24 protein-coding genes and 1 pseudogene are annotated in these 24,941 nt (G+C 62.3%); all 25 read left to right on the top strand.

Annotated elements, in window-relative coordinates:
- Nucleotides 1-181, top strand: a pseudogene (locus QZ079_RS02050) (dihydroorotate dehydrogenase electron transfer subunit); the annotation flags it as partial.
- Nucleotides 181-1,104: a dihydroorotate dehydrogenase gene (locus tag QZ079_RS02055; RefSeq protein ID WP_297034452.1), complete on the top strand. Its 924-nt coding sequence runs from the start codon at nucleotides 181-183 to the stop codon at nucleotides 1,102-1,104. The pseudogene QZ079_RS02050 and the gene QZ079_RS02055, both read left to right, overlap by 1 nt.
- A complete protein-coding gene (gene pyrF / locus QZ079_RS02060) occupies nucleotides 1,098-1,778 on the top strand; it encodes an orotidine-5'-phosphate decarboxylase (protein ID WP_297034456.1) in 681 nt (226 codons plus the stop codon). The genes QZ079_RS02055 and pyrF overlap by 7 nt, the downstream gene beginning before the upstream one ends.
- 203 nt (nucleotides 1,779-1,981) lie before the next feature.
- A complete protein-coding gene (gene mihF / locus QZ079_RS02065; RefSeq protein ID WP_019238630.1) occupies nucleotides 1,982-2,290 on the top strand; it encodes an integration host factor, actinobacterial type in 309 nt (102 codons plus the stop codon).
- On the top strand, nucleotides 2,291-2,860 hold the full coding sequence (gene gmk / locus QZ079_RS02070) for a guanylate kinase (protein WP_297034460.1): 570 nt from the start codon (nucleotides 2,291-2,293) through the stop codon (nucleotides 2,858-2,860). It abuts the gene before it with no gap.
- Between the two features lie 6 nt (nucleotides 2,861-2,866).
- Nucleotides 2,867-3,169, top strand: a complete 303-nt coding sequence (locus QZ079_RS02075; protein ID WP_291288370.1) for a DNA-directed RNA polymerase subunit omega — start codon at nucleotides 2,867-2,869, stop codon at nucleotides 3,167-3,169.
- A gap of 3 nt (nucleotides 3,170-3,172) precedes the next feature.
- Entirely contained in the window at nucleotides 3,173-4,405 is a 1,233-nt protein-coding gene (thiI, locus tag QZ079_RS02080) for a tRNA uracil 4-sulfurtransferase ThiI (protein ID WP_297034465.1), read from the top strand.
- A gap of 279 nt (nucleotides 4,406-4,684) precedes the next feature.
- Complete coding sequence (locus QZ079_RS02085) at nucleotides 4,685-5,401, top strand: helix-hairpin-helix domain-containing protein (RefSeq protein ID WP_297034467.1); 717 nt, start codon at nucleotides 4,685-4,687, stop codon at nucleotides 5,399-5,401.
- Nucleotides 5,402-5,706: 305 nt separating this feature from the next.
- On the top strand, nucleotides 5,707-7,842 hold the full coding sequence (locus QZ079_RS02090) for a DNA internalization-related competence protein ComEC/Rec2 (protein ID WP_297034469.1): 2,136 nt from the start codon (nucleotides 5,707-5,709) through the stop codon (nucleotides 7,840-7,842).
- A gap of 60 nt (nucleotides 7,843-7,902) precedes the next feature.
- Nucleotides 7,903-8,877, top strand: coding sequence for a DNA polymerase III subunit delta (holA, locus tag QZ079_RS02095; protein ID WP_297034472.1), 975 nt, complete (start codon nucleotides 7,903-7,905; stop codon nucleotides 8,875-8,877).
- Nucleotides 8,878-9,045: 168 nt separating this feature from the next.
- Entirely contained in the window at nucleotides 9,046-9,309 is a 264-nt protein-coding gene (gene rpsT / locus QZ079_RS02100; protein ID WP_291288375.1) for a 30S ribosomal protein S20, read from the top strand.
- Nucleotides 9,310-9,611: 302 nt separating this feature from the next.
- Nucleotides 9,612-11,417, top strand: a complete 1,806-nt coding sequence (gene lepA / locus QZ079_RS02105; protein ID WP_291289367.1) for a translation elongation factor 4 — start codon at nucleotides 9,612-9,614, stop codon at nucleotides 11,415-11,417.
- Nucleotides 11,418-11,489: 72 nt separating this feature from the next.
- Nucleotides 11,490-12,482, top strand: a complete 993-nt coding sequence (gene dusB, locus QZ079_RS02110) for a tRNA dihydrouridine synthase DusB (protein ID WP_297034478.1) — start codon at nucleotides 11,490-11,492, stop codon at nucleotides 12,480-12,482.
- Between the two features lie 55 nt (nucleotides 12,483-12,537).
- Nucleotides 12,538-13,713: a radical SAM family heme chaperone HemW gene (gene hemW, locus QZ079_RS02115; RefSeq protein ID WP_297034479.1), complete on the top strand. Its 1,176-nt coding sequence runs from the start codon at nucleotides 12,538-12,540 to the stop codon at nucleotides 13,711-13,713.
- A 122-nt stretch (nucleotides 13,714-13,835) separates the two neighbouring features.
- Nucleotides 13,836-14,948, top strand: coding sequence for a DnaJ domain-containing protein (locus QZ079_RS02120; RefSeq protein WP_297034512.1), 1,113 nt, complete (start codon nucleotides 13,836-13,838; stop codon nucleotides 14,946-14,948).
- Between the two features lie 99 nt (nucleotides 14,949-15,047).
- Entirely contained in the window at nucleotides 15,048-16,187 is a 1,140-nt protein-coding gene (dnaJ, locus tag QZ079_RS02125; RefSeq protein WP_297034484.1) for a molecular chaperone DnaJ, read from the top strand.
- 17 nt (nucleotides 16,188-16,204) lie between these two features.
- Nucleotides 16,205-17,548, top strand: coding sequence for a MiaB/RimO family radical SAM methylthiotransferase (locus tag QZ079_RS02130; RefSeq protein WP_297034487.1), 1,344 nt, complete (start codon nucleotides 16,205-16,207; stop codon nucleotides 17,546-17,548).
- Nucleotides 17,548-18,549, top strand: a complete 1,002-nt coding sequence (locus QZ079_RS02135) for a PhoH family protein (RefSeq protein ID WP_297034490.1) — start codon at nucleotides 17,548-17,550, stop codon at nucleotides 18,547-18,549. Before QZ079_RS02130 ends, QZ079_RS02135 begins: the two co-directional genes overlap by 1 nt.
- Nucleotides 18,546-19,088, top strand: a complete 543-nt coding sequence (gene ybeY, locus QZ079_RS02140; protein WP_297034493.1) for an rRNA maturation RNase YbeY — start codon at nucleotides 18,546-18,548, stop codon at nucleotides 19,086-19,088. The genes QZ079_RS02135 and ybeY overlap by 4 nt, the downstream gene beginning before the upstream one ends.
- 2 nt (nucleotides 19,089-19,090) lie before the next feature.
- Complete coding sequence (locus tag QZ079_RS02145; RefSeq protein WP_297034497.1) at nucleotides 19,091-19,468, top strand: diacylglycerol kinase family protein; 378 nt, start codon at nucleotides 19,091-19,093, stop codon at nucleotides 19,466-19,468.
- Between the two features lie 119 nt (nucleotides 19,469-19,587).
- Nucleotides 19,588-20,583 carry a GTPase Era gene (gene era / locus QZ079_RS02150; RefSeq protein WP_297034500.1) on the top strand — a complete coding sequence of 332 codons (996 nt, stop codon included), beginning with the start codon at nucleotides 19,588-19,590 and terminating at the stop codon, nucleotides 20,581-20,583.
- Between the two features lie 20 nt (nucleotides 20,584-20,603).
- The gene (gene recO / locus QZ079_RS02155; protein WP_297034503.1) at nucleotides 20,604-21,362 is read left to right on the top strand and encodes a DNA repair protein RecO; all 759 of its coding nucleotides are present in this window, start codon (nucleotides 20,604-20,606) and stop codon (nucleotides 21,360-21,362) included.
- 78 nt (nucleotides 21,363-21,440) lie between these two features.
- Nucleotides 21,441-22,226, top strand: coding sequence for a transposase (locus QZ079_RS02160; RefSeq protein ID WP_297034507.1), 786 nt, complete (start codon nucleotides 21,441-21,443; stop codon nucleotides 22,224-22,226).
- A 163-nt stretch (nucleotides 22,227-22,389) separates the two neighbouring features.
- Nucleotides 22,390-22,668, top strand: a complete 279-nt coding sequence (rpsO, locus tag QZ079_RS02165; RefSeq protein WP_291289837.1) for a 30S ribosomal protein S15 — start codon at nucleotides 22,390-22,392, stop codon at nucleotides 22,666-22,668.
- A gap of 138 nt (nucleotides 22,669-22,806) precedes the next feature.
- On the top strand, nucleotides 22,807-24,941 hold a 2,135-nt coding region (locus tag QZ079_RS02170; RefSeq protein ID WP_297034509.1), incomplete at its 3' end, for a polyribonucleotide nucleotidyltransferase.

Consider the following 24,941-nt stretch of genomic DNA (forward strand, 5'->3'; position numbering starts at 1 on the left):
CATGATGGCGAAGGTCGCCTCCGCTTCGGCAGATGCGGGCGTGCCGTGCGAGGCGTCGCTCGAGCGCATGATGAGCTGCGGATTCGGCGCCTGCTCTACGTGCGCGGTCGAGACCGTGAACGGCATGAAGGGTGCATGCATGTGCGGCCCTGTATTCGATGCGAAGGAGGTCGTGTGGTAATGGGCAGCGTCTCTATGGCCGTCGATTTCGCCGGCATCCACCTCAAGAACCCCATCAATACCGCTGCCGGTACCTTTGGACAGGGCTGGCAGTTCCAGAACTTCATCGACGTGTCCGAGCTTGGTGCCATCACTACGAAGGGCTGCGCCGCCGAGCCCTGGCCTGGCAACCCCAAGCCGCGTATGACCGAGGTCCCAGGCGGCATGATGAATTCGGTGGGTCTCCAGAACCCCGGCGTGCGCGCCTTTGCCGAGGAGTCCGGGCCGTACCTCTCCGAGCTCACCGATAAAGGTACGGCGGTCATCTGCCAGGTTGCCGGACATTCCATCGAGGAGTATGTCGCCGCGCTCGAGCTCTTCGACGAGCTCTGTCCCTGGGCAGCTGCGTTCGAGCTCAATGTGAGCTGCCCGAACATCGCGTGCGGCGGCGCTGCGATGGGCTCCACGCCCGAGGGTGCTGCCGAGGTCATGCGCGCCTGCCGCCCGGTGACCAAGAAACCGCTCCTCGTTAAGATGGCTCCCGTTCGCCTGCCCGAGATCGCACGTGCCCTCGAGGCGGAGGGCGCCGACGGCCTTACCGTCATCAACTCCATCCCCGGTATGGCGATCGACGTGCATACCCGTCGTTCGAAGATCTCCCGTCCCACTGGCGGCCTTTCCGGACCCTTGCTGCATCCCATCGCGGTGCGTATGGTGTGGGAGGTCTGCCAGGCCGTCGACATCCCCGTGTGCGGCGTTGGTGGCGTGATGACCGGTGAGGACGCCGCCGAGTTCATCCTCGCGGGCGCCTCGTCTGTCGCCGTAGGTATGGCGAGTTTCGTCGATCCCACTGCCAGCGTTCGCATCCTCCGCGAGCTTGAAGCATGGGCGGAGTCGCAGGGCGTGAAGAGCATCACCGAACTGATTGGAGCATTCCAATGCTAGAGCAGGAAGCGTGCGAGCGCATCATCGTCGCCCTGGACTGCGACCGTACGAGGGCTCTTGAACTCGCAGGAAAGCTCAGCGGGCATGCGACATGGCTCAAAGTGGGTATGACGCTCTTCTATGCTGAGGGACCGGACATCGTGCGCGAGTTCCGTAAGCTCGGATTCAAGATCTTCCTCGATCTCAAGTTCCACGATATCCCACATCAGGTGTGTGGCGCGGCCCGGGGATCCGGTGCCATGCTTGCCGCATGCCGCGAAGGCGCCGAGGAGGCGGCGGAGCAGCTCGGCGCGCGGCCGAAGCTCGTCGCCATCACCGTGCTCACGAGCATGGACCAGGAGGCGCTTGCCCAGATCGGCATCGATGCGCCCGTTGCCGAAGAGGCGGCGCGCTTGGCCTCGCTCGCGAAGGTGAACGGCATCGACGGTATCGTGTGCTCGCCCCAGGAAGCACATGCCATGCGTCAACTTTTGGGAGAGGACGCGCTCATCGTGACGCCGGGCGTACGTCCCGCGGGTGCGGCCCTCGGCGACCAGAGTCGCGTTGCCACGCCTGCTGCCGCTCTCGAGGCCGGTGCAAGCCATCTGGTGATTGGCAGGCCGATTACCAGCGCCGATGATCCGGTTGAGGCATACGAGGCGATCGTTTCCGAGCTCGTGCCGCTAGCGCTCTAAGCCAGGTCGTGCAAGCTCTTTCCTGCAGTTTCTTCGCGGTCGTTCTGTGAATATGCAGGTTGCGACCTTAAAGATTCCCTTGATGCTCTTGAACTTTGAGGCTCTATCCTTTAACGTATCACGTTGGTTGCCTGCCAGAAGTGCTTTCGTAAGGCGTGTAACCACTAGTTTGTTTGTATAAACCTTGAATGTAGGAGGTTCTAATGGCGCTTCCCCAGCTCACCGATGAGCAGCGCAAGGCCGCTCTCGAGAAGGCCGCCGCAGCCCGCCACGCCCGTGCCGAGCTTCGTGAGAAGATCAAGAAGGGTGAGGTCTCCCTCGAGTCCGTCCTCAACTCCGACGATCCCATCGCATCCCGCATGAAGGTCTCGACCCTCATTGAGTCGCTCCCTGGTTATGGCAAGGCCAAGGCTGCCAAGATCATGGACGAGCTCGAGATCTCTGCCACCCGTCGCGTTCAGGGTCTCGGCGTTCGTCAGCGCGAGCAGCTCCTCGCTGCCCTCACCAAGTAAGTGAGCGATACAGCGTCAAAGCTCTTTGTCGTTTCAGGACCGTCAGGTGCCGGAAAAGGCACGCTCGTCGCGCGTGTTCGCGAGGAGCTGCCGAATCTGGGCCTGACGGTTTCCGCTACCACGCGAGAGCCGCGTGAGGGCGAAGTGGACGGCACGAGCTATTACTTTCTCACGCCCGATGAGTTCCAGCGTCGCGTCGACGCGGATGAGTTTGTTGAATGGGCGCACGTTCACGGGCATTGCTACGGCACGCTCAAAAGCGAGGTCGAGCGCAACCTCTTGCAGGGGTCATCGCTTATCCTCGAGATCGATGTCCAAGGTGCCTTGCAGGTGCGCGAACGCATGCCCGAAGCCGTGCTCATCTTCATCAAGCCGCCTTCGCTCGAGGTGCTCGCCGAGCGCCTGCGCAATCGCGGCACGGAAACGGAAGATGCCATCGCGCTTCGTCTGTCGAATGCCCGGCGCGAGCTCGCGCTGCAGGATCGCTACGACGAGATCGTGGTCAACGACGACCTCGACGAGGCGGTCGACCAGCTCATTGGCATTATCGAGAACTACGAAAGGAACTGAGGTCCTGTGTCTGTCATCAAGCCTCATATCGACGACCTGCTCGAGAAGACCGATAACAACCGGTTCCTCTTGGCTTCACTTGCGTCCAAGCGCGCCTGCGATATCAACGACATGCTCCGCGGTCAACACGAACGCGTGCTCAAGGTGCAGGATGTCGACGACATAACCATCGCTCTTTCCGGCAAGGATGCCATCTCCATGGCCATGGAGGAGATCGTCGACGGCGATATCTCCTTCGACCACGAGAAATTCTCCTGTGCGCTCGGCCATCAGCCGACTGCCTACGAGTCCGCTGGGTCTGTGGACTAGCGCATGGCGAGTCGCGTTTGCCTGGTTCATTATCATGAGGTCGGCCTCAAGGGTAAGAACCGTGCGCATTTCGAGCACATTCTCATCGATACCATCAAGGCGGCCTGTGCCGCCTTTTCCGTTGCGACATGCGCGCGCATCTCTGGGCATATTCTCGTGACGTTCTCCGAGCCTGGAGATGCGGAGCGCGCGTTTCCCATCATCCGACGCGTGCCCGGCGTGGCGCGCGTATCGCTTGCGTTCCACACGAACCGCGACCCTAAGGAGTATTGTCGGGCGGCGATTCGCGCGCTTGGCGAGGTGGGGGAGTTCGAGAGCTTCAAGGTCGCTGCGAAGCGGTCGAACACCGATTACCCGCTTGGCTCGCTCGAACTGAACGCGCAGGTAGGCGAAGTGCTCTGCGAGGCATATCCCGAAAAGCGCGTCCAGATGAAAGCGCCTGACGCCACAGTGCACGTGCTCGTGGTCCAGGGGAGCGTGTACGTGTACGCCAGGTCGGAGCGCGGTGTGGGCGGGCTTCCCGTCGGCAGCGCCGGCAAAGTGGTGACGTTGCTTTCCTCCGGTATCGATTCGCCCGTCGCCACCTGGCTCATCGCACGGCGCGGCGCCGTCTGTGTGCCGGTGCACTTCTCTGGTCGCCCTCAGACGGCCGATACAAGTGAATATCTCTGCCAGGACATCATCCGCGCCTTTGCTCCCGCCATTCAGATCGGCCGCATGTATGTCGTGCCGTTCGGTGAGGCCCAGCGGCAGATTGCGCTCGCTTCCCCCACAAGTCTGCGCGTGATCATGTACCGTCGGGTGATGTACGCCGTGGCGGAGCGTATCGCGCGCCTCGAGGGTGCGAAGGCGATCGTGACGGGTGAGTCACTCGGCCAGGTGGCCTCCCAGACGCTCGAGAACATCGCGGCGGTGAACGAGATGGTGACGCTGCCGGTCTTGCGGCCACTCATCGGCTCGGACAAGCAAGAGATCATCGAGCGCGCTCATGAGATCGGCACATACGACATCTCGTGCGAGACGGCTCCCGACTGCTGCACGCTGTTCATGCCGCGCGCGCCCGAGACGCACGCACGCTTGGATGCGGTCCGAGAGGCATGGGACGCCTTCGATCACGATGCGATGATCGAGGAGCTCGTCCAAAACGTTGAGTACGTCGATTTCCCGAGTTCCTCGTATCGCCCGGGACGCCCTGTTCGCGAGCGCCACGATGAGCTCGCTCCGCGTGCTCGGTAGCGCATCGACGGTTCCTTGAACGCCCGGCGCATCGACTTATGCCTATGATGCGCCGGGCGTTTTTTCATGCAGGTGATTGTGCGCGTTGAAGTCGTTTATCTTAAGCTGTCTACCAGCTCTCTTGTGCGATGTGCTGTTCTATTGGCGCGCTGGCTCGTCGTTGCGGGCCGTCCAGAGCAGATTATGACAAGCTTTCTGCAAGGTCACGGGCGAAAATCTGAGAATTTCCGCGTCCAGGACACCGGTTCAGAGGATGATGCAGCCAAGGGGTGATGCATCATGGCTCAGCTTCAACGTGAACACGGTGTCGCACACGTTGCAAGACAAATCCGCGGGGTCGCCAAGGCGGGAACGGGTGCGCGCATAGTACTCGCATGCACGTTGCTCGGTGTTGCGGCCGCGTTCTTGCTCGGCGTTATCGGTGCCGCTCAGGAACCCGTCCTCATCGAGCGCGCAGCGACGAGCGAGACGCAACGCATGGAAGCCGAAGGCGATGACGCGGACGAGGAGCGCGCGGAGGCGGGTGCCGATACGGGTGCCGAAGGCGATGAGATTGAAACCGTCGTGGTAGATGTGGGTGGTGCCGTGATCGAACCCGGTGTGGTCGAACTCGACGCTGGCTCACGCGTCGCCGATGCCATAGAGGCGGCCGGGGGCCTCGCAATCGATGCGGATTGCACCACATTGAACCAGGCGCAGCTTCTCCAGGATGGTCAGAAAGTCTACGTACCCAAGGAGGGCGAAATCGATGCGTCGGGGGCTTTGGTTGATTCGAGCATACAGGAAGCCGGACAGGCGGCAACGACGCTCGTGAATATCAACACTGCGACGCTCGAGGAGCTCGACGCCCTTCCCGGGGTAGGACCTGCGACGGCGCAGGCGATCATCGATGACCGCGAGGCGAACGGTCCTTTCGCATCGGAGGAAGATATTATGCGCGTATCGGGGATCGGGGAGAAGAAATATGAGAAGCTGAAGGGCTCGATTTGCATATGAGGGGAAGTTACGAGCTCGAAGCACCACCGCGGCCGTATATCCCACCAGCCATGGGGGCTGCGGCGAGCGCACTCGCGTGCGCGGCGGCGGTTATGGAACGTGGATGGCAAGACTATGTGCGCACCTGGGTGAACGAAGCAGCTTCCTCTTTGGACAATGTACCCTCGATGGTCTTGTGTGCCGCTGCGTGCTCGTTTCTGGGAATCGTCTTGCTCATGGTGGCGGGGTTGCGGTGTCTTCGCCGCCGGCAGGATCGTGAGACTGCTAATCATGCAGGCACTCTGGACGGTTCTTTACCATCTTTCATGGCGAGGCTATGCGCGCTGCCTGTTCTATCCGACGACTCAGGGCGTGCGCGACGGTTTCGCCTTCTCGGCTGGGTCGGCATTGGCTGCATCATCGGGGCGCTTGCAGGTGCTGCCGGTTGCTTGAGCAGGAGCGCATCGGCTGCGAAGCTGCTGACGAAGCCCGCAAGCAGCTTCGAGTTTCGCATCGTCGGAGACGCGCAGGCATCTTCGTGGGCGTATCGGCATCAAGCCCATGCATACCTCGATGGTGCGCGCGCGGGGACGGTTGAACTCTCTTGTGATGAGGAGTTTCCCATAGGTATGAACATCTCATGCGTGGGCAGGGTTGAAGCGCTTGCGGCAGATTCCTGGGGTAGGTCATCATATGTGGGCGGCGAGGTCGCGAGCGTTCGCGTCGTATCCGTCGTTGAGCAGTCACAGGAGCAGACGCCCGTCGACGCGGCGCGCGACCGCGTGCTTGCGGCAATCGACCCAGCGCAAGGGGATGGCCGCGCGCTCCTTGCGGGGATCGTATGTGGGCGCACGACAGAACTCAACGCGTCTCTGGCGTCCGATACGTTCGCGCAAACGGGGACATCGCATCTCATCGCTGTTTCAGGGAGTCATCTTGCCCTTGTGGTGGCGCTCGTGGAGGCTTCCGTCAAGTCCATCGGCTTGAAGCGCTTGCTCAGGTTTGCGCTGCTTACAACGGTCATGGGTGTCTACGTGCTCTTCACGGGAGGCGACGCCTCGGCTGTTCGTTCCTTCATCATGGTGGCTTGTTCCATGCTCGCAGGGCTTGGCGATAGGAGGTCGCATGGACTATCCGCCCTTGCCGTGAGCGTGCTCGTACTCGTCGTGGCTGACGCGGGCATCGTCTTCGATCTTGGATTTCAGCTTTCCGCGGCGAGCGTTCTTTTCATTCAGGTGTTCGGTGGATATGTTACGTTCCGTCTGCGGCGGTTGCATATGCCACGAATGCTTGCGGAGGCTCTTGCGCTCACGTTCTGCGCGCAGTGGGCGACGCTTCCCATAACCGTTCCCGTGTTCGGCACCTGCTCGCTTATCGCTCCCGTGGCTAACGTCGTGCTAGGGCCGGTCATGTCGGCACTCCTTATTGCCGGTCTTGTGGCAGCCTTGGCTTGCTTGCTCGCACCGTGGCTCTCTGTAGCGTTCATCCCGGCGTTCGCTTTGGCACGTGTCTCCATCTTCTGTGCGTCTGCATTCGCTGCGGTGCCTCACGCGTCTATCTCGATGGTGTTGGGCATCGGTGGGGCCACCTTCCTCTACGGGCTTGCCGCTGCCGTATATATCGGCTGGATGCGCATACGGGGCACGCATTTCGCGTGCGCTCTCGGTGCGTGCGCGCTCATCGCATTCGGTCAATATGTTCGTTGGCGCTATCTCGCACCTCCCGAGGTCATCATATTAGATGTTGGCCAGGCGGATTCGATCCTCATCAGGGACGGGTCGAGCGCTGTGCTCGTCGATGCGGGGGTCGACGATGAAGTCGCAACGGCGCTTGCGAGAAACAACGTGAGGCACCTCGACGCCGTTGTCATCACGCATTGGGACAGCGACCATTGCGGTGGTCTCGATGCGGTGTTCGATACGGTAGGAGTAGAGCGAATCGTCGTCGCCGAAGGCGCTGCTGCGAACGCGCCGCAGAGTGTTACCTCGCTCGATTTGCCCCGGGTCGAAAGCGTTTTGGCGGGAGACAGCATCAATGTGGGCAGGTTTTGCTGTCGCGTGGTATGGCCGCGTTCAGATGTCGACGGTTTCGACAACGAGGATTCCATCGCGCTCGACGTTGCATATGAAGACGCGGGCGTTTCTATGGACGTTCTGCTCACAGGCGATACCGAAGTCGATGAGGAGCGTGCGTATGCGTATGCGGTGGGGGAGGTGGATGTACTCAAGCTCGGGCACCACGGGTCTGCCGAGTCCGTCGATGCCGAGGTGCTCGAAATGTTCGACCCCCTCCTCGCGGTGGCGAGCGCGGGGGAGGGTAATCGCTACGGCCACCCAGCCGAAGCCTGTATCGAGCTGCTCGCAGAACATGGGACGCAGACCGTCTGCACGAAGGACGTTGGCGATGTGAGGGTTTCGCCAGTAGAAGGGGGCATCTCGGTCTCGTATGGCCGGACAGCATGATAGAGTGGTGGGGAAGCCGAGACCCAGGCCGAGTCCCCTCATTCGCTAAAGGAGCCTACCATGGCGTCTGCCACGCTGCTGCCAGCATATCTCCTCGTCGGCCCCGACGAGGTCAAACGCGATGCCGCGATAGACCGTCTGGTGTCTCGGCTCGAAGCGAGCGGCATGGCGACCTTCAACCTCGACGACCGCGACATGACCAAACCGCAGGAGCCGGACGAGATCATCGCTTCGCTCTGCACGTTTCCCATGGGCTCGGACTTCAGGCTCGTGATCTTACGAAGCTGCGATCACCTTGTGAAGGCGATGAGCGATGCGCTCGTTTCCTATCTCGCGGCCCCGTCGCCCGACACCGTGTGCCTCATCGTTGCCGACGCCCTCGCGAGGAACACGCGGCTCTACAAGGCCGTAGCGAAAATCGACGCCAAGGCGGTTATCGACTGTTCGGCGAAGAAGCGCTGGGAGCTCCCGGCATACGTCCAGGGCATGGCAAGCAGGCATGGTGTCTCCATTTCGAGCGCGGCTGCCGAGGAGCTCGTCGCGCGCGCGGGTGAGTCTACACGCATGCTCGATACCCAGCTTAAGAAGCTTGCCGCCATGACGGGATCGTCCAGCATCGAGCTCGCAGACGTTGAACGCTATGTCGTTCGCACGGCAGAGATCAAACCGTGGGATTTTCTTGATGCGGTGAGTGCCCGCGATGTCGCTCGCGCCCTCGAGCTCTATCGTCTACTGCCGCCTAAGAGCGAGGTTCGCCTCCTCTCGCTTCTGCTCACGCGTGTACGCGAGCTCATCGTCGCGAAGGCGCTCGACGAACGCGGCCAGGCACGCGAGCTCGCCTCGACGCTCGGCGTGAAGGATTGGCAGGTGAAAAACCATGTACGGTGGTCGCGCCTGTTTTCGATGGACGAACTTGTGGACGCCCTGCGCAGCGCTGTCGAGACGGAATGCGCGCTCAAGGGTTCGAGGGATTCCGAGATCGCATTCACCACGTGGTTCGTCTCCATAGCACAAAGATCGTCACGCGTTTCTTAGCACTCTTCCGCGTGTGGACGACAATGCCCGGCACCGTATAATTTCACAGCATCACCACTTCACCTACCTGCGCCATCGTGGTACACTACCTGCTTGTGACCTCAATCGTGTCTCAGAGGCCTGATCATATGGCGACGATATCTAGGAAATTCGAAAGGAACTCTGCAAGTGGCTAACATCAAATCGCAGAAGAAGCGTATCCGCACCGCCGAGAAGGCCCGCGTGCGCAACCGCGCCGTGCGCTCCGAGCTCAAGACGCTCGTCAAGCACGTTCATGAGGCTGTTGAGCAGGGCGACGCACAGGCCGCGCAGGCCGCTGCCAGCCGCGCTTACAAGCGTCTCGATCAGGCTGCTGCCAAGGGCATCATCCACAAGAACCAGGCTTCTAACCGCAAGTCCGGTGTTCAGAAGCTCGTGAACACCCTGAACTAGCGCAAGCCTCTACAAGCACGTTACCTTTAGCGGGGATCCTATCGCCAGGTAGGATCCCCGCTTTTCAGGTGTATCGCCATCTCAACATCCTCTCGTCCTTTCGTTTATGTTGTGTGTGTAATCATGCGCGCGTGCTCGGGGCTGGTTGCGGGCTTTCCTCACGCGAGTTCCGCACGAACAGGAGGCGCCAGTGGCACCTCCGTCGTGAGCAGGACTGTCCGAGCAGTGAGGGAAGCCCGCAACCCGCCCCGAGCGCCCAATGCCCCTCGCATCCTCCCGCCTAATCAAGTACAATAACCCCCATGAACACCAACACCTCACACATCAGAAACTTTTCCATCGTGGCCCATATCGACCACGGTAAATCGACGATCTCTGACCGCATCCTCGAGCTCACGAATACGGTCGAGGAGCGCGACATGGCCTCGCAGCTACTCGATACCATGGACATCGAGCGCGAGCGCGGCATCACGATCAAGTCGAATGCCGTGCGCGTCATGTACACGGCCGACGATGGAGAGACCTACCAGTTCAACCTTATCGATACACCCGGTCACGTCGACTTCACCTATGAGGTGTCGCGCTCGCTCGCTGCGTGCGAGGGCGCGGTGCTCGTGGTCGATGCCACGCAGGGCGTGGAGGCGCAGACCGTTTCGAACGCTAACCTCGCCATGAACGCGAACCTCGACATCGTGCCCGCGATCAACAAGATTGATCTTCCTTCCGCGCACCCGGACGAGGTCAAGCTCGAGATCGAGGACGAACTCGCGATTCCCGCCGATGACGCCGTGTGCGTTTCGGGCAAGACGGGCGAGGGCATCCACGACCTGCTCGAGGCGATCGTCTTTTTGGTCTCAGCGCCCGAAGGAGACGCTGGGGCGCCGCTCAAAGCGCTCATTCTCGACTCGTATTTCGACGAGTATCGCGGTGTCGTCGCCACGGTGCGTATCTTCGATGGCGAGATCCGCGCCGGCATGCAGCTCACCATGATGCAGACGGGACACAGCTTTCTCGTCGACGGCGTCGGCGTAAAGCGACCCGCCGAGACGCCCGTCGAAGCCCTCACCGTAGGCGAGGTCGGATTCGTCGTCACCGGCCTCAAAGACCCCGAAGCGGTCCATGTGGGCGAAACCCTTACGTATCGCGACCGCCCTTGTGCCGAGCCCCTGCCTGGGTACCGCGAGGCGAAGCCCATGGTCTACACCGGCATCTTTCCCATCGATAACAAGGACTACGAGAATCTGCGTGATGCGCTCGAGAAGCTTCATGTGAACGACCCGTCGCTCATCTGGACGCCCGAGACCTCCGTCGCGCTCGGCTTCGGCTTCCGCGTAGGCTTCCTCGGCCTGCTGCATATGGAGGTGGTGAAGGAGCGTCTTGAACGCGAATTCGACCTCGATCTCATCGCAACGAGCCCGAGCGTCGACTACCACGTTTATAAGACGGACGGTACTATGCTCGAGGTACGCAGCCCTCAAGATCTACCAGATGTGACCCGCATCGACCACATCGAGGAGCCCTATCTCAAAGCGAAGGTCATCGTGCCGCCCGAGTACACGGGTGCGGTGATGCAGCTCGGCATCGAGCACCGTGGCATCATGACCGACATGATCCATCTCTCTCAGAAGTCGGTGGAGATGCGCTTCGACATCCCGCTCGCCGAGCTTATCCTCGACTTCTTCGACCAGCTCAAGAGTCGCACGAAGGGGTATGCCTCGCTCGATTACGAGTTTGCCGATTACCGGGCGAGCGAGCTTGTGAAGCTCGACATCTTGCTCTCGGGTGATGAGGTCGACGCGCTCAGCTTTATCGTGCACAAGGACAAGGCCTATCCGCTTGCGCGCGGGCTCTGCGACAAGCTCAAAGAGATCATCCCGCGCCAGCAGTTCGAGGTGCCCATCCAGGGCGCGATCGGCAACAAGATCATCGCGCGCTCCACGGTGAAGGCCGTGCGCAAGGACGTGCTCGCCAAATGCTATGGCGGCGACATCTCCCGCAAGCGCAAGCTCTTGGAGAAGCAGAAAGAGGGCAAGAAGCGCATGAAGGCCATCGGTTCGGTCGAGGTGCCCCAGGAAGCCTTCCTTGCTATCTTGAAGGTCGAGGACTAAACCTCCCGATAAGCCTGTCCCCAATGTCTCGCCCTTGGGGACTGTCCCCAATGGCAGGATGCGTGCCGATCGATGAACGACGTTAAAACATATCTCGGAGAACATCCGTTCCTCATGGCTCCCATGGCGGGTGTTTCCGATGCTGCTTACCGTATCCAGATGCGTCGGCACGGCGCGGCGCTCGCGTATAGCGAAATGGTGAGCGTCGCCGGGCTCCACTATGCAAGTGAGCAGACCTGGGAGCTTGTGCTGCCTGCGGAGGAGGAACCGAATATCGCCGTCCAGCTCTTCGGCAGCAAGCCCGAGCAGTTCGCCGAGGCAGTCGAAGCGGTCGAGGAGCGCGTAGGCGAGAAGCTCTCGCTCATAGACATCAACATGGCTTGTCCCGCCCGCAAGGTTATCACCAAGGGCGAGGGATCGGCGCTCATGGAGGCGCCGCTGCTTGCACGCGACATCGTTCGAGCGGCGGTCTCGCACGCCCATGTACCTGTGACGGTGAAGATCCGCTCGGGCTTCCGTACCGGCGAGGTCGTTGCCCCCGTGTTCGCCGAGATGCTCGAGGAGGCGGGCGCTTCCGCCATCGCGGTGCACGGCAGGAGCGCGAAGCAGCTCTATACCGGTGAGGCTGATTGGTCGGTGATCGACGATGTCGCCCGAGCAGTTTCCGTGCCGGTGATCGGGTCGGGCGATGTGTTTTCCGCCGAGGCTGCGGTGCAGATGCTTCGCGAGACCGCGGCGAGCGGGGTCTTCATCGCGCGCGGCTCCTACGGAAATCCCTGGATTTTCGAAGATGCCGAGCGTCTGCTGAACGATGGGCGCGAGGTTCCGGTGCGCACCGCTCGCGAGCGGCTCGATGCGCTTCGCGACCACCTTGCGCTCACGCATGAGCTTATCCCGCGCGCAATGGCGCGTGCACGTACGTACGCGACGTGGTACCTCAAGGGTCTGCCGCATGCCGCGATGTGGCGCGGCCGTGTGGTGAGGTGCTCCGCTTTCAGGGAATTCAATGCCCTCATCGATGAGATTGAGGCAATGTTGGATGCAGACGAGGTCGGCCATGCCTAAGGCTCCGGCATGTTGCGACGGCCTCTCTCTGGCCTGGGGCGCGTGAGGTTGGGCTATGGCGATAGAAGCGCTCTACGTCCATATCCCGTTCTGCCATGCGAAGTGCGCCTACTGCGACTTCGATTCGCGTGCGCTCGACGGTTCCGCTCTCGATGCCGCCGCAGTGCGCTACCTTGACGGGCTGTTCCGGCGCATCGACGCGCTTGGCGACGCAGGCGCGCTTCAGAACGTGCGGACAGCCTATCTCGGTGGCGGCACGCCGACGGTGCTCGGTCCTCGGTTGCCAGAACTCGTGCGGCATATCCGAGCATGGTGCGCGCCCGAAGAGCTCACCTGCGAGGCGAACCCGGAATCGTTCACCGAAGCGCTCGCTGCGGGGCTCGCGGCCTCGGGCGTCACGCGTATCTCGCTCGGTGTTCAGAGCTTCCAGGATGAGGAGCTTTGCGCGATCGGTCGGCTTCACGACGCGCGATCGGCCCGCGCTGCCGTCGAGCGCGCCCGCGAGCACGGCTTCGATGTCTCATGCGACCTCATGTGCGGTCTTCCCCGTCAAACGGAGGAGAGCTGGGAGGAAACGTTGCACGAGGCGATCGATGCCGCTCCCGGTCACATCTCTGTCTATCCGCTCGCTATCGAAGCGGGAACGCCGCTCGCGCGCCGTATCGAGCGCGGGGAGGAATGCGCCCCCGATGAGGATTTCCAGGCGGAATGTATGGTGCGGGCGCGCGACCTGCTCGAGGCCTCCGGGTATGCGCGCTATGAGGTCGCGAGCTACGCGAAGCCTGGGAAAGCGTGCCAGCACAACATCGCGTACTGGACGGGAACAAGCTACCTCGGAGTCGGCCGCTCGGCGGCCGGTATGCTCACGGCAGGGGAATTCTGTGGTTTGAGCGCGCTGTTCGGCGATACGCTCGCGGGCGGCGGTGCAGCTCGCGTGCGCTTCGTGCAGCGCGACGACGCGGCGTGCTCCTTTGACTTCGAATTCCTCTCGGAGCGGGAGGCCATAGCGGAAGACCTCATGCTCGCGATGCGCACGACTGTGGGCGCTCCACCCGAGCTCATCGAGCGGGCGCGGCGCGTGCTCGGTGCGGCGCGCGTTCAGGCCGGCATACGCGCAGCGACCACATCGGGGCTCGCGCGCCTTGATGCTGCGACGGGCGCTTTGGCACCCACCGAGGACGGATGGCTTCTGGGTAACGAGCTTTTCGGCATCATGTGGGATCTTTGCTAGCACCTATCTGTCCTTGTGCAAGCTGCGTTCAGTTACGATCCTGTGTTTGAGCGGCGCTGCATTTCGGTACAATACGCTATGCTTACGTTAGCGAGCAGGAGGTTGCCCCCACCGTGGCAGGAATGAACGACAAAGACTACTACGCGATCCTCGGCGTCTCGAAAGATGCCGACAAGCGCGAGATTCAGAAGGCGTTTCAGCAGAAGGCACGCAAGCTGCATCCTGATGTCAACAAGGAGCCCGACGCTGAGGAGAAGTTCAAAGAAGTTTCGGAAGCCTATGCGGTCTTATCGGACGAGCAGAAGCGCGCCCGCTATGACGCGATGCGCTCGGGAAACCCCTTTGCCGGATACGGCGGCTCGGCTGCGCAGAGCCCGTATGCGGGCGCGACAGGCGCACGCGGATCCTATTATGGTGGCTTCGGAGGCTTCCCCTTCGGCGGCATGTGGTCGGAGCCTCGCCGCGGCGGGCGAGGGACGTCGCAGGCGTTCAACCCCGAGGAGGGGGCGGATGTCGTCGTCGATGTTGATCTCACGCCCGAGCAGGTGAAAAGTGGCGCGCGCAAGGGCATCAAGTATCGGCGCTATGAGTCGTGCGACCACTGCCATGGCTCCGGTTCCGTGTCGTCCGAGCACGCCCACGCCTGCCCCTCGTGCGGCGGCACGGGCACCATGGACGTCGATATGTCGTTTCTCTTCGGCGGCGGCATGTTCCAGATGGTGTGCCCGGAATGCAACGGCTCAGGCAGGGTCATCTCCGACCCCTGTCCCGAGTGCGGGGGCTCTGGGCGCCGCCAAGTCATGGCCGAGACGGTCATCGAATTCCCCGCAGGTATGCACGATGGCGCCACGGTGCGCGTGAAGGGTATGGGTCATGCCGGGACGAACGGTGCCGCGGCAGGAGACCTCGTTGGGCGCGCCCGTGTCGCAGCCGAGCGGCTCGAAGGCAAGGCGGCTCATGGCTTCAAGCTCATGGGCATGGCGGCGCCGTTTCTGTTGCTCGCGCTTATGGGCGGTGCCTTTACATTCTTTTCGGCGCTCTGCCTTATTCCGTTCTGCTTCGGTGCGGGCATGGTGCTGAAGGAGGCCCCGTCGCATCGCTCGTTCATCTGGTTCAAGCGCGGGCTTCAGCAGTTCGCGAATGGATGCATGAACTCGTTGTTCTACGTGCTGCTGCTCATGTGGTTTGCGAGCTGTACGCGCGGTATGTATTTCTATCGACCGTTCCTGTGGTAGCGTGTCGGCGGTCACGCCATGCACTGCATGCGGTTATACACAGAGCACCGGACGCGTCGCGTTTGGCGCTGACGTCTTGATGGGGGAGAAGGTAGGGAAGTGCCGGGATCGAAAGATTACTACGATATCCTGGGTGTAGAGCGAGACGCGGATCAGCGCACCATCAAGCGCGCGTTCTTGAAGAAGGCGCGCAAGGTGCATCCGGATGTTTCGGACGATCCGAACGCCGAGGAGAAGTTCAAGGAGCTAAACGAGGCGTACTCGGTGCTCTCGGATGAGCAGAAGCGCGCAAACTACGACCGCTTCGGTTCGGCTGACGGCCCTGGTGGTTCCGGGTACGTCGATTTCAGCGACATCTTCGGCGGTATGGGCGTGGATGATATCTTCTCGTCGTTCTTCGGAGGAGGCCGCTCATCCCAGGGTGGTCGGGCGCGGCGACGCGTCGGTCGCGATATGGCCATCACCCTCTCGGTCACCCTCGAGGAAGCCGCGCTCGGTTGCACGAAGACCGTGAGCTACGACCGCCTCGCGCCCTGTGAGGACTGCGGCGGCACCGGTCGCGCGGAGGGTGCCGTGGAGACGCAGTGTCCCCGCTGCCATGGATCGGGTTATGTCACCACCATGCAGCGCTCGATTTTCGGCGCGATGCAGTCCACCTCGCCCTGTCCCGACTGCGGCGGTGAGGGCACCATCATCGACCATCCCTGCGACATGTGCGACGGGCAGGGACGCACGCCGACCCACGAGAAGATCGACATCGAGGTGCCTGCTGGCATCTCGAGCGGACGGCAGCTGCGCGTGCGCGGCTATGGCGAGGCGGGGTTCCGCGGCGAGGCGTCGGGCGACCTCTTGGTGACGGTCGTCGTCAAAGATCACGACCGGTTCGAGCGCGCGGGCGACGATTTGCTGTGCGTTGTCACGGTCTCGATCGCCCAGGCGGCGCTCGGCTGCACGGTGAGCGTTCCCGGCATCATGCCCGATGAGACCATCACGTTCCAGGTGCCCGCTGGCACGCAGTACGGTGACACGGTAACGACCGAGGAGTTCGGCATGCCGCGCATGGACGGCACGACGCGCGGGCGCGCCATCGCGCAGGTTCGCGTAGAGGTGCCGCGCAAGCTTTCCGGCGAGGCGCGCGAGCTCCTCGAACGCTATGCCGAGGTCGTTGGTGACGAGGTTGCGCCGCATCGCAGCGTGGGCGAGCGCATCCGCGACGCCATCGACGACATGCTCGATTAGGCTAGTGAGGACGCACCGTGGCGAATCCGTTCGTTTCCGTTATCAATCTCGGGTGCCGGGTCAACCGCGTTGAATCCGACCGTATGGAGCGCGAACTCGCTTCGGCAGGTCTTCTGCTCGTCGACCCCGAGGAGGCCGAGCTCATCGTCATCAACACCTGCGCCGTGACCGGTGAGGCTGAAGCGAAGACCAGAAAGGCCGTGCGCCATGCGCTCGGGCAGGCACGCGAGCCGCTCGTGATCGCGACGGGTTGCGCTGCGGCGCTCCATCCCGAATCGCTGCGCGAGCTCTCCGACCGCGTCATCGTCGTTCCCTCTAAGGTCGATGTCGCTGCGCGCTCTCTCGATGCGCTGGGATATAGCGCCTCGGCGCCTTCCGCGTATCGAGGAAGCTGTTCGGGGGTCTTGCAACGCCGCGCTCGCGTGGGCGTGAAGATACAAGACGGCTGCAACAACCGCTGCACGTACTGCATCGTGTGGAAGGCGCGCGGACCGGAGCGCTCCGTTCCCGTCGAGGCCGTCCTCGAGGAGGTGCGCGCCGCGCTCGACGAGGGCTTGCCCGAGGTCGTGCTCACCGGTGTCAACCTCGGGGCATACGACGGAGAGGGGCCTCGCGACGCGCATGTCGAGATCGATGAGCTCGTCGATACCATCCTTCGCGAGACTGCGGTGCCGCATATCAGGCTTTCCTCCATCGAGCCCATGGACGTGAGCGATCGGCTCATCGCATGCGTCGCCGCGTCTGGAGGGCGCGTCGCCCCGTTCTTCCATCTTCCCGTGCAATCTGGCTGCACGCGCACGCTCGAGCGCATGGGACGTCCCTATACCGCTGCGGAGTTCGAAGGCCTCTGCCACCGTATCCGGGCTGCACTGCCGAGCGCCTCGCTTTCCTGCGACCTCATTGTCGGCTTCCCCGGAGAGACCGATGAGGAGTTTGAGGAGTCGCTCGCCCTTTGCGAGCGCGTAGGGTTCTCGCGCATGCATGTGTTCCGCTATAGCGCGCGCCCCGGCACACCGGCGGCGAGCATGCCCCATCAAGTGCCGCCCGAGGTCATGGCGGCGCGTTCGCATCGAGCGCGGGAGCTCGCCGCGCGTCTTGCCCAGCAGGACGCCGAGGCAAGGATCGGGACGGTGGAACGCGCCGTCATTGAAGAAGGATGCCGCGGCACACTCGCGTCCTTCCATCGCGTCGAGGTTTCGGGTCTCGAAGAGGCGGGCATCGCTGCGCCTGCGATCGTGGACGTTGCTATCATGGACGTGGGCGCATCTGGTCTTGTTCGCGCTCAGGTCATGCGCGCTGGCAACTGCGGAAAGGCATGCGAAGCGGCTGCAACGTGCGACTCGAGGTGCTTGGAGGGCTGATGGATACCGCGACGGTGAAACTGACCATACCCGATGATGTCGACGCGGTTCGCGTCTTCGGTTCCGGCGATACGCTGCTGCGCACCATCGAGGAGCGCACCGGTGCGGCGATTACCTCGCGCGGGCGCACACTTTCCGTATCGGGGTCTGCGGAGGAAGTCGAGATTCTCACCCGGCTCTTCACCTATCTCATCAAGGAGGCGCGGGCGGGCGACACGCCCACGGAGGCCGAGGTCGTTCGCGCCCTGCAGACGCTCAGGGAAAGCGTGATGGACATCTCGGGTTTTAGAGACGACATCCTGCTCACGTACCGCGGCAAGGCGATCCGCCCGAAGACCGTGGGACAGAAGCGCTACATCGATGCGATCCGCCAGCATACGGTAACGTTTTGCCTGGGGCCGGCCGGCACGGGCAAGACGTATCTCGCCATGGCGATGGCGGTGGCCGCGCTCAAGCGCCACGAGGTCGGCCGCGTGGTGCTCACGCGTCCTGTCGTGGAAGCCGGGGAGAGCCTGGGGTATCTGCCCGGAACGCTTCAAGAGAAGATTGACCCCTATGTGCGCCCGCTCTTCGATGCGCTCTTCGACATGACCGACATGGAACGCGGCGGCGAGCTCATCGAACAGGGCGTCATCGAGATCGCCCCGCTCGCCTACATGCGTGGCCGGACGCTCAACGATGCATTCGTGATCTTAGACGAAGCGCAGAACACCACGCCCGAGCAGATGAAGATGTTCCTCACGCGTCTGGGCTTCAATTCCAAATTCATCATCACAGGCGATACCACGCAGCGCGACCTCATGGGTAGGCGCGGCGGCCTCACCGAGATCGAGGAGATTCTCACCGGCGTCGAGGACATTGCCTTCATCCATCTTGATCGCTCCGATGTGGTGCGTCATTCGCTTGTAGGGCGCATCGTGGAGGCATACGATGCGTTCGATCGGACGCATGAAGAAGCTCCCGTCGACGGGCGCAAGAAGGGCAAGGGGGCGGCGAAATGAGCGTTCTGCTGTCGAACGATGCGGGGCTTCCGCTCCTCGTTGCCGAGGAGGAGTTCGAGGCAGCCCTCGATGAGGTGCTGCGGACGGTCGGGTTGGATGTGGACGCCGTCGTGTCCGTCGCGTATGTCGACGATGACGAGATGCGCGAGCTTAACCATGCATGGCGTGGCATCGACGCGCCCACCGACGTGCTGTCCTTTCCGCTGCTCGATGGCGCGTGTCCTGAAGAGGTGCTCGCGCATGCTCACGATACTGAGGAAGCGCCCGTTGAGCTTGGCGACATCGTGCTCGCGCCCGCGGTCATCGAGGCTCAGGCACCTGCGTTCGGCACAACCTCTGCCGAGGAATGTCGCCTCATGCTCGTGCACGGTATGTTGCATCTTCTGGGATACGACCACATGAACGAGGAGGATGCGCTTGCCATGGAGGAACGCGAGCTCACTGTGCTGCGTGCGCTCGCGACGAGGCGAGGGGAAGACCCGGCGACGGTGCGCATCGGGCCGGTGACACGGCATCATGAAGACGAGAGGGGGGAGTGACGATGATTCCTGGTTCGAATCGCGACCATCCGACGTTTCTGCGCTCGTTCGGCTATGCCTTCGAGGGGTTCCGCACCGCGGTGACGACGGAGCGCAACATCAAGGTGCAGCTGTTCGTGGGCGTGCTCGCAGTCATCGCGGGCATTGTGCTCAAAATCGATGCCCTTTCCTGGGTGCTCGTCGCTCTCTGCATCGGGCTCGTGCTGTTCGCCGAGCTCGTGAACACCTCCATCGAGGCGATTGTGGACCTTGCCACGCAGGAGCTGCACCCGCTCGCGAAGCGCGCCAAGGACATCGCGGCCGCAAGCGTCTTCACGCTCTCCATTACCGCTGCGATCGTGGGCATCATCGTATTCGCCCGCGCCCTCGTGCTCCTCTGAACCAGCCAATGGGGACGGGGGTTATTGGCTGATGGTGGCGCATGATCTCGGTTTGCAGGTAGCGCGCCTTTACTTGATATGATAGCGGGAAGCACCCCGTTGCCAGAAAGGATCCAAGCATGGCAGAAATCGAGGAGTTCGATCCGTTCGAAAACATGAGCGACGAAGAGCTCGATGCGTTCGTCGATGAAGATGAAAACGGTGAGATCGCTCCTGCAGCGCAGTCGGGCTTCAAAAGCGGGTTTGTCGCGCTCGTAGGCCGCCCGAACGCAGGGAAGTCGACGCTCATGAACGCCTGCATGGGTCGCAAGATGGCCATTACGTCACCGGTCGCGCAGACCACGCGCCGGCGCATGCTCGGCGTCGTGCGCACCGATGATGCCCAGATCGTCTTCGTCGACACGCCCGGCTTGCATAAGCCCCAGGACTCGCTTGGCAGCGAGCTCAACAAGAGCGCCCTCGCGGAGTTCAAGGACGTCGACGTCCTGTGCTTTCTCATCGACGCCTCGAAGCCCATTGGGCGCGGCGATGCCTGGGTGGCGGAGCGCGTGGCGAAGGCGCCCACCAAGCGCGTGCTTGTCCTTACCAAGGCCGATCTTGCTTCGCCGGAAAACGTTATGAAGCAAATTGCCGCCGCGCGCGAGCTCTTCACGTTCGATGACGAGATCGTGCTCTCCGCGACGGAGAACTTCAACGTCGATTCCTTCATCGCCCTTGTCTCAAACTATCTTCCTGAAGGGCCGATGTGGTTCCCCGAGGGCGTGGACACCGATGCCTCCGACGAGATGATCGTTTCCGAGTTCGTGCGCGAGAAGCTTCTGCTGCGCACGCGCGAGGAGGTGCCTCATTCCATCGGCGTCATGTGCGACTCCATCGAGCGTCGGCGCGGCACGCTCATCGTGCACGCCACGATCTATGTTGAGCGCGACGGCCAGAAGGGCATCATCATCGGTAAGCGCGGCGAGATGCTGAAGCATGTGGGCATCGACGCCCGCCGTGACCTCGAACGCATCTTCGGCTGCAAGGTTTTCCTCGAGCTTGACGTGCGCGTGAAGAGCCGGTGGCGCGAAGACGCGCGCGAGATTCGCCGCCTTGGCTACGCGGCGGACGAGTAACGCGGACGGCGTGGAGCCCTATGGCTGCGGGAAGGACATACCGCGAGCGCGTGCTCGTGCTCGATAAAACCAAGCTGCGCGAGACCGATCTCATCTACACGCTGCTCGCACGTGATGGACGACAGATTCGCGCGGTGGGGAAGGGCGCGCGCAAGCCAGGGAGCCGCCTCGCCGCTCGCTGCGAGGTCGGCTGCACGGTGGATATGCTCATCGCGCGCGGTCGTTCGCTCGATGTCGTCGCCGAGGCAACGCTCGTCTGCGCGCCCTTCGGCGCTGCTCCCGAGCTCGACGTGCTTTCCGCTGGCGCCGCAATCGTGGACGTCGCGCGGGCGTGCTGCTTCGAGGACGCGGAAGACCCATTCGTGTTTCCCATCACCGAGCGCGCCCTTGCGGTGCTTGGTGGTTCGGATGGAGCTTTGGACGGCGCGCATCTTGACCTCGTCGTCGCCGCCTATGTGTTTAAGCTGCTTGCCCACCTGGGCTACTACCCGGATTTTTCGGCCTGTGTGCTCTGCGGTGATGCGGATGTCTCGTATTTCTCTGCGACGGCGGGCGGCCTCGTCTGTGCTTCGTGCGCCTCGAGTGTCGCCGGGGCAGAGGAAGTCGATGCGACGCTCGTCGGATGGTTTCGCGCCCTCATGTCGCTGCGCTTCGATGACCTCGCTGGTGCAAACATCGACGCTCCCACCGCGGCGCTGCTCCTCGCGTTTTCCCACGCGTGGGCAGCGACCCACCTCGATGTCCGCCTCCGCGCCCTCGAGTTCCTCCTCGGCGTCTGATGTCCCAAAAAGGGACAGGTGCATTTTGGGACATGTTTTTCTGTTCTTAGCGCATACTCTGTCCTACGGTGCCCTATCGTGTATAGGTACATGACGAGCAGCGAGGAGGTGATCTTGGTGCCACGCCATCGCAGGGTGTATGCGGAGTCCGGTGTTGAACACATCGTGATTCGTGGAGTCGGCCGCATGGTGCTATTCGATTCCGACGAAGACCGCTGGTATTTCCTCGGTCTTATGCAGGAAGCGTTTAACGGATGCGACGCCTCCCTTGTTGCATGGTGTCTTATGGGCAACCATGTGCACCTGCTCGTTCGCTCGCAGCCTGATGACCTCTCGCGCATTATGCACCAGCTTTGCATGCGGTACGCGCAGTATTTCAATAGGGTGACTGGGCATACGGGACATGTCTTCGAGAGTAGATTCTTCAACCAGCCCATCTCAACTGATAGTCAGCTACTCGCTGCGGTGCGCTACATTCATCTTAACCCGGTTAAAGCGGGGATCGCTGCCTTTGATGCGTATCGGTGGAGCAGCCATCGGGAGTATGTGGGTGAGCGCGTGTATGTCGATGCCGACGATGTACTCGAGCTACTTGGAGGCGTGAGCGGCTATCGTGAGCTTATGAGTAATGCTGATATGACCTATGAGATGCGTTTGGGCAAGCGCACGCCGGACGAAGACTGCGAACGTGTAGCGCGGTCTGTGCTCGATGTTGACCCGAGCGGTCTTAAAGCACTCGGCCCACCCCTGCGGAATGCGCGCCTGCGGACGTTGCACGCCGCCGGATTGAGCGTTCGCCAAATCGCTATGCTCACGGGCATTGGTTCCAAGACCGTTTCACGTGCTATGTCGCAGCGCGCATAATGTCCCAAAATGCACCTGTCCCTTTTTGGGACATTGGGGAGATGTGCAGGTTGCGAGGATAGGGACGCGTTGTGGTACCATAGCGCAGTCGTGCCTTGGACTTGGTTCGTCGAATCACCGACGACCTACCCAGTTCTTGGCGTATCGAGAGAAAGGTGAAACCATGACCGTATCGAAGGAGCGCAAGGCGGAGCTCACCGCCGAGTTCGGCAAGAACGCGCAGGACACCGGCAACCCCAAGGTTCAGGTTGCCATCGCCACGGAGCGCATCCGCGAGCTCACTGAGCACATGAAGACCCATCCGAAGGACTTCCACACCCGCCGCGGCCTGCTCATGATCGTCGGCCATCGTCGTCGTCTTCTGTCTTACATCAAGAAGAACGACATCGTCGAGTATCGTGAACTTATCGCGAAGCTCGGCATCCGCGACAACATCCAGTAAGGTGTGCATGCAGGAGCCCCCGAGCGGGGCTCCTTTTCATGTGAGGGGAAGCGAGGTGCTTCCCTTGACGTTTGCCGGGCGCTTGTCCGGCATGAGGAAGCCCGTACGCAACGGGGCGTACGGAGATGAAGGAGAGAAATGTCACTCGTAACCAAGACCTTTGAGCTCTACGGCAAAACCTACACGCTCGAGGCGGGCGAACTCGCCAAGCAGGCGACCGGCGCCGCCCTGGTCAAGCAAGCAGACACGACGGCCCTCGTGACCGTCGTGGTCTCGAAGGAGCGGAAAAACTACGACTTCTTCCCGCTCACCGTCGATTTCAACGAGAAGATGTACGCGGCCGGACGCATCCCGGGCGGCTACCTCAAGCGTGAGGGTCGTCCTTCTGAAAAGGCCACGCTTACCGCGCGTATGATCGACCGCCCCATTCGCCCGAGCTTCCCGGACGGCTTCCGCAACGAGGTGCAGATCGTTGCCACCTCGCTCGTGGCCGACCAGAAGAACCCCATCGACGTGATCTGCACTATGGGTGCCTCGCTCGCCCTCACATTGGGCGGCGTTCCCTTCGAGGGTCCCCTGGCGTGCGTGCGCATCGGTCGCAACAAGGAGACGGGCGAGTTCATCGTGAACCCCACGTATGAGGAGCGCGAGAACTCTGATCTCGACCTCGAGCTCGCCGGCACGCGCGACTTCATCTCCATGGTGGAGGCCGGTGCCGAGGAGGTCACCGAGGACGACATGCTCGCTGCCATGCGCTTCGGCCAGGAGGCCATCGGCGCGTTCTGCGACGCTCAGCTCGCCTTCGTCGAGGAGTGGGAGCGCGTAAACGGGCCCATCCAGCAGAAGGAGTACGAGCTCGATCAACCCGTGCCTGAGGTCGAGGAGCGCATCTTCGCCCACTACGACGAGATGTACGCGGCGCTCTCCGATGCCGACAAGCTTTCTCGCATCGCGCACGTCGAAGAGCTGAAAGAGCATATCCGTGCCGAGTTCACCGAGGAGGAACAGCTCGCCTGGGAGCGCGAGATCCCGGTGAACCTCAAGAAGCTCGAGAAGAAGGCTATGCGCACCATGGTCGTCGAGACGGGTGAGCGCGTTGACGGCCGTGCCGCCGACGAGATCCGTCCCATCATGGTGAAGGATAGCTACCTGCCGCTCGTGCATGGGTCCGGCCTTTTCCAGCGCGGCCAGACCCAGGTGCTCTCGGTGCTCTCGCTCGGCATGCTGAGCGAAGGCCAGCGCCTCGACACCATCGAGCCGGTCGACGGCAAGCGCTACATGCACCAGTACAACTTCCCGCCGTTCTGCACCGGCGAGACCGGCCGCATCGGCGCGCCCAAGCGCCGCGAGATCGGCCACGGCAACCTTGCCGAGCGTGCGCTTCTCCCCGTGCTGCCCGACGAGACGGAGTTCCCGTATGCCATCCGCGTCGTCTCTGAGGTCATGGAGTCCAACGGTTCCTCCTCGATGGCGTCCACCTGCGCGAGCTGCCTTGCGCTCATGGACGGCGGCGTGCCGCTTAAGCGCCCCGTTTCCGGCATCGCCATGGGTCTCATCCAGGAAGAGGGCAAGACCGTCGTCCTCTCCGACATCCAGGGCATCGAGGACTTCCTCGGCGACATGGACTTCAAGGTAACGGGAACCGAGCGCGGCATCACCGCACTCCAGATGGACAATAAGGCCACCGGCCTCACCTTCGAGATTCTGAAGACCGCCCTTGAGCAGGCCAAGCAGGGCCGCGCCTTCATCTTGGGCAAGATGCTTGAGGTCATCCCTGCGCCGCGCGAGCAGCTGCGCTCGAGCGCGCCGCGCATCGAGACCATCATGGTGCCGGTGGACAAGATCCGCGACATCATCGGCAAGGGCGGCGACACCATCCGCGGCATCCAGGACGGCACGGGTACGACGATCAACGTCGAACAGGACGGCTCGGTCGTCGTCGGCGGCGTGGGCGACTCCGTGAACGCGGCGATTGACCAGATCAAGGAGATCATCCGCGAGCCCGAGGTCGGCGAGGTCTACGACGGCACCGTGGTGACGGTCAAGGACTTCGGCGCGTTCGTGCGCCTGTTCGGCGAGCATGACGGGCTCCTGCACATCTCCCGCGTCGCCGAGGGTCGCGTCGACCGCGTCGAGGACGTGCTGAACGTCGGCGATAGCGTGAAGGTCAAGGTCATTGAGGTCGATGACAAGGGCAAGGTCTCGCTTGACCGCCTCGATAAGCCGCAGGCGCCTGAGGGCTCCGGCAAGGGTTCGGGCGAAGGCCGTCCGCG

It is taken from the genome of uncultured Enorma sp. (genome assembly GCA_905210055.1).
Classification (GTDB): Bacteria; Actinomycetota; Coriobacteriia; order Coriobacteriales; family Coriobacteriaceae; genus Enorma.

Coding starts and splice junctions, on each gene's coding strand:
- QZ079_RS02055 (WP_297034452.1), top strand. CDS start 181: ATGGGCAGCGTCTCTATGGCCGTCGATTTCGCCGGCATCCACCTCAAG.
- pyrF (WP_297034456.1), top strand. CDS start 1,098: ATGCTAGAGCAGGAAGCGTGCGAGCGCATCATCGTCGCCCTGGACTGC.
- mihF (WP_019238630.1), top strand. CDS start 1,982: ATGGCGCTTCCCCAGCTCACCGATGAGCAGCGCAAGGCCGCTCTCGAG.
- thiI (WP_297034465.1), top strand. CDS start 3,173: ATGGCGAGTCGCGTTTGCCTGGTTCATTATCATGAGGTCGGCCTCAAG.
- QZ079_RS02085 (WP_297034467.1), top strand. CDS start 4,685: ATGGCTCAGCTTCAACGTGAACACGGTGTCGCACACGTTGCAAGACAA.
- QZ079_RS02090 (WP_297034469.1), top strand. CDS start 5,707: ATGGCGAGGCTATGCGCGCTGCCTGTTCTATCCGACGACTCAGGGCGT.
- holA (WP_297034472.1), top strand. CDS start 7,903: ATGGCGTCTGCCACGCTGCTGCCAGCATATCTCCTCGTCGGCCCCGAC.
- lepA (WP_291289367.1), top strand. CDS start 9,612: ATGAACACCAACACCTCACACATCAGAAACTTTTCCATCGTGGCCCAT.
- dusB (WP_297034478.1), top strand. CDS start 11,490: ATGAACGACGTTAAAACATATCTCGGAGAACATCCGTTCCTCATGGCT.
- hemW (WP_297034479.1), top strand. CDS start 12,538: ATGGCGATAGAAGCGCTCTACGTCCATATCCCGTTCTGCCATGCGAAG.
- QZ079_RS02120 (WP_297034512.1), top strand. CDS start 13,836: ATGAACGACAAAGACTACTACGCGATCCTCGGCGTCTCGAAAGATGCC.
- QZ079_RS02135 (WP_297034490.1), top strand. CDS start 17,548: ATGGATACCGCGACGGTGAAACTGACCATACCCGATGATGTCGACGCG.
- ybeY (WP_297034493.1), top strand. CDS start 18,546: ATGAGCGTTCTGCTGTCGAACGATGCGGGGCTTCCGCTCCTCGTTGCC.
- QZ079_RS02145 (WP_297034497.1), top strand. CDS start 19,091: ATGATTCCTGGTTCGAATCGCGACCATCCGACGTTTCTGCGCTCGTTC.
- era (WP_297034500.1), top strand. CDS start 19,588: ATGGCAGAAATCGAGGAGTTCGATCCGTTCGAAAACATGAGCGACGAA.
- recO (WP_297034503.1), top strand. CDS start 20,604: ATGGCTGCGGGAAGGACATACCGCGAGCGCGTGCTCGTGCTCGATAAA.
- rpsO (WP_291289837.1), top strand. CDS start 22,390: ATGACCGTATCGAAGGAGCGCAAGGCGGAGCTCACCGCCGAGTTCGGC.